General features: G+C 69.4%; 3 protein-coding genes. All 3 read right to left on the bottom strand.

From position 1 onward, the window contains the following. Positions 1–45: 45 nt before the first annotated feature. The 3 genes from ACFUN8_RS37165 to ACFUN8_RS37155 are packed head-to-tail and all read right to left on the bottom strand — an operon-like array spanning position 46 to position 3503. Positions 46–1578, bottom strand: a complete 1533-nt coding sequence (locus ACFUN8_RS37165; protein WP_383647819.1) for a glycoside hydrolase family 3 protein — start codon at positions 1576–1578, stop codon at positions 46–48. 6 nt (positions 1579–1584) lie between these two features. Then, positions 1585–2487, bottom strand: coding sequence for a carbohydrate ABC transporter permease (locus ACFUN8_RS37160; RefSeq protein ID WP_383647816.1), 903 nt, complete (start codon positions 2485–2487; stop codon positions 1585–1587). Further along, positions 2484–3503 (bottom strand): carbohydrate ABC transporter permease, encoded by a 1020-nt coding sequence (locus ACFUN8_RS37155; RefSeq protein ID WP_383647814.1) that lies wholly within the window; start codon positions 3501–3503, stop codon positions 2484–2486. The genes ACFUN8_RS37160 and ACFUN8_RS37155 overlap by 4 nt, the downstream gene beginning before the upstream one ends. Positions 3504–3574: the final 71 nt, after the last annotated feature.

The following is a 3574-nucleotide window of genomic DNA, read 5'->3' as shown; positions in this document are numbered from 1 at the left end:
GGCCGCTCGTGCGGCCCGCCCGGTGTTCCGATTACGGCGTGACGCTCAGGCGCCCCGGCCCGTCAGGGCTTCCGCCGCCGCCCGGCCGCAGACGCGCGCGGCGCCGTACGTGGCGATGTGCGGGCTCCCCGTGGGCTGGGCGTGGTTGACACCCATCTCCACGACGGCCGTGTCCGGGCGGGCCGCGACGATGCCGTCCAGGACGGCCGCCATCCAGGGGTGCCGGTGCGCGTCGCGTACGACGGCGACGATCCTGCGCTCCCCCGCGGCGGCCAGCACCTCGGCCGCGTCGCTCCCGCTGCCGTAGGTGTCGGTCCCGGTGCCCGGCAGCAGCGCCGCGAGTTCGGCGGCGACGCCCCAGGGGGTCTCGTCGCCGACGGCGATGTTCGCGACGGGTGCGAAGGAGGCGACGTACGGCGCCTCCTGAAGAGGTTCGATCGTGCCGGTCACCCGCAGGGCGCGCCGGGCCGCGACCAGGCCGATGTCCGTTCCGCCGACGACAGCGGTACCGGTGCCGGGCGCGGTCCCCTCCTGTGCGGCCGCGCCCGGCCCCGAAGCCCCCCTCACCCGGCGCGTCCAGTCGGCGAGGGCGCGTACTCGCGCCGCCGCGTCGGCCAGTCGCTCCTCGGGCAGTTCGCCTTCCCGTACCGCGTCGACCAATGCGTCGCGCAGTCGCAGAACGGTTCCCTCGTCGGCCAGGCCGCCGCCGACACAGATCGCGTCGACGCCCGCGGCGATCGCCAGGACGGAGCCGCGCTCGATGCCGTACGTCGACGCGATGGCCTGCATCTCGATGCCGTCGGTGACGATCAGACCGTCGAAGCCCAGCTCCTCCCGGAGCAGACCGGTGAGGATCTGCGGGCTGAGAGTCGCGGGACGGTTCGGGTCGAGCGCGGACAGCAGGATGTGCGCGCTCATCACCGATTTGGAACCCGCGGTGATCGCCGACCGGAAAGGCGCCAGTTCACGTGCGTGGAGCGTGTCGAAATCGACGTCGATGCGCGGCAGCGCGTGGTGCGAGTCGACGGCCGTGTCGCCGTGTCCGGGGAAGTGCTTGGTGCAGGCGGCCACCCCGGCGGACTGCAGTCCTTCCACATAGGCGGCCGTGTGCCGGGACACGAGCGCCGGATCGGCGCCGAAGGAGCGCACGCCGATGACGGGGTTGTTGACGTCGGAGTTGACGTCGGCGGACGGCGCCCAGTTGAGGTTGACGCCGCAGGCGGCGAGCCGGCTGCCCAACTCGCGCGCGACGGCCCGGGTGAGGTCCACGTCGTCGACGGAGCCGAGGGCGTAGTTGCCGGGGAAGGACGACCCGTCGCGTACTTCCAGACGGGTGACGTCGCCGCCCTCCTCGTCGATGGCGACGAGGACGTCGTCCCGCTCGGCCCTCAGCTGCGCGGTGAGCGCGGCCAGTTGGGCCGGCGAGGTGATGTTGCGGCCGAAGAGGCCGACGGAGGTGAGCCCTTCGCCGATGCGCCGCAGCAGCCAGTCCGGCGCCGTGGTGCCGTGGAAGCCGGGCTGGAGGACGGCGAGGGCGTCCCGGGTCAGGGTGTCGGAGCTGTGGGTGAGAGTGGTCATACGGCGCTATCCCTTTACTGCGCCGGATGTCAGACCGGTCGCCATCTTCTTCTGAATGATCATGAAGAACACCACCACCGGCAGCGCGATCAGGGTCGAGGCCGCCATCAGCGCCCCGTAGTCGGTGCCGCGCTCGGTGGTGAAGGTCATCAGCCACACGTTGAGCGTGTACTTGGAGTTGTCGTTGATCAGGATGTACGCGAAGAGGTACTCGTTCCACGCGTTGACCAGCGCGAAGATCGACGCCGCCGCGAGGCCCGGGGCCAGCAGGGGGAAGATCACCCGCCGGAAGGCGCCCATCCGCGTACAGCCGTCGACCATGGCCGACTCCTCCAGCTCCACCGGGATGTTCACGACGAAGCCGCGGATCATGATGATCGCGAACGGCAGCGTGGAGACCAGGTAGACGATGATCAGGCCCCAGTACTCGTCCAGGCCCCCGACCGCGTTGAGCTGGGCGTAGATCGGGATGAGCATCGCCGTCGGCGGCAGCATCTGTACGAGGATCAGCACCATCAGCAGCGCGCGGCGGCCGAAGAATCTGAACCGGCCGATGGCGAGGGCCGCCAGTGTCGCGATGATCATGCCGCCGACGACCGCGGTGACCGAGACGATCAGGCTGGACTGGACGGCGGTGGAGAAGTTCGGCTGGTCGACCGCGCGGGCGAAGTTGTCGAAGGTGATCGACGACGGCCACAGCGTCTGGTCGTAGGAGCGGATCTCGTGGTTGGGCCGCAGCGAGCTGATGATGAGCCAGTACACCGGGAACGCCATGACGACGGCGAAGAGGAGACCGAGCACGTCGTAGATCCCGCGGCTCTTCTTGCGGTCCGGGCGCAGCTTCTGCTCGCCGGCCGCCGGGGACGGCGCCGGAAGCGGCGTGGGCGCGGTGGAGGTTGAGGTGCTCATTCGACCTCTCCTGTCTTCATGAGCTGACGCAGGTAGTACACGGCCACGCCGGAGAGCAGCAGGACGGTGATCAGCGCGATCGCGGTGCCCTGGCTGAAGGAGGTGGACTCGAACGCCTTGGAGAAGGAGTAGAGGCCGAGGGTCTCGTACTCCGGTTCGGGCTTGTTGCCGCGCAGCAGCCAGATCTGGCCGAACACGTTGAAGTCCCAGATGACCGAGAGCGTGGTGACCATGACGAAGACCGGGCGGATGACGGGCCAGGTCACGAAGCGGAACACGCCGCGGACGTTGGCGCCGTCGAGGGCCGCCGCCTCCTCCAGTTCCCGGGGGACCTGGGTGAGGGCCGCGTACAGCGTGATCACGACGAACGGGATGGCGCCCCAGACGACCAGCAGAGTGATGATCGCGAAACCCTGCCAGGGGTCGAGGAACCAGTTGTGGCCGAGGAAGTCGTCGCCGGCGACCTTGGCTATCAGGGTGTTCAGCAGGCCGTAGTCGGAGTCCGACAGCCAGCGGAAGATCGAGGCGGCGACCATCAGGGGCATCGACCAGGCGGCGATCAGCGCCGCCGTCAGAGTCAGGCGCACCCAGGTGGACAGCCGGGTCATCATCATCGCGACCAGCAGGCCGACGACCATGGTGAGGCCGACACAGACGACCATGAACAGGACGGTGCGGCCGGTGACGGACCAGAATTCGGAGTCACCGAGGATGTTGGTGAACTGCTCGAAGCCGACCCAGGGCGGCGACTCCCCCGTCCACAGCTCACGCCGGCCCAGGTCCTGGAAGGACATGATCACGGTCTTGGTGAGCGGGAACGCGTAGACGGCGGCGATGGCGACGATCGCCGGGAGGATCAGCAGGAACGGAAGGAGTTCGCCCTTCTTGCGGCGTCTCTTCCCGACGACCTTGACCGTCTCCTTCTCCGGGCCGGGCCGGCCGTCTGTCCCTTTCGGGTCACGCGGTACCGGGGGCGCCGGGGGTCCGGCGGCCTCCTGCGTGTCGGCAGCAGTCACGTGACTGACCTTCCGTTTCATTCTCTGCACCGAATCCGCGCCCGAGAGGGCGGGGGGCGGGGGTCCGGTGG

The organism is Streptomyces sp. NPDC057307, from assembly GCF_042667665.1.
Lineage (GTDB): Bacteria > Actinomycetota > Actinomycetes > Streptomycetales > Streptomycetaceae > Streptomyces.
Note: the sequence above shows the minus strand (reverse complement) of the source record. Positions and strands in the feature narration are given on the sequence as shown.

Coding starts and splice junctions, on each gene's coding strand:
- ACFUN8_RS37165 (WP_383647819.1), bottom strand. CDS start 1,578: ATGACCACTCTCACCCACAGCTCCGACACCCTGACCCGGGACGCCCTC.
- ACFUN8_RS37160 (WP_383647816.1), bottom strand. CDS start 2,487: ATGAGCACCTCAACCTCCACCGCGCCCACGCCGCTTCCGGCGCCGTCC.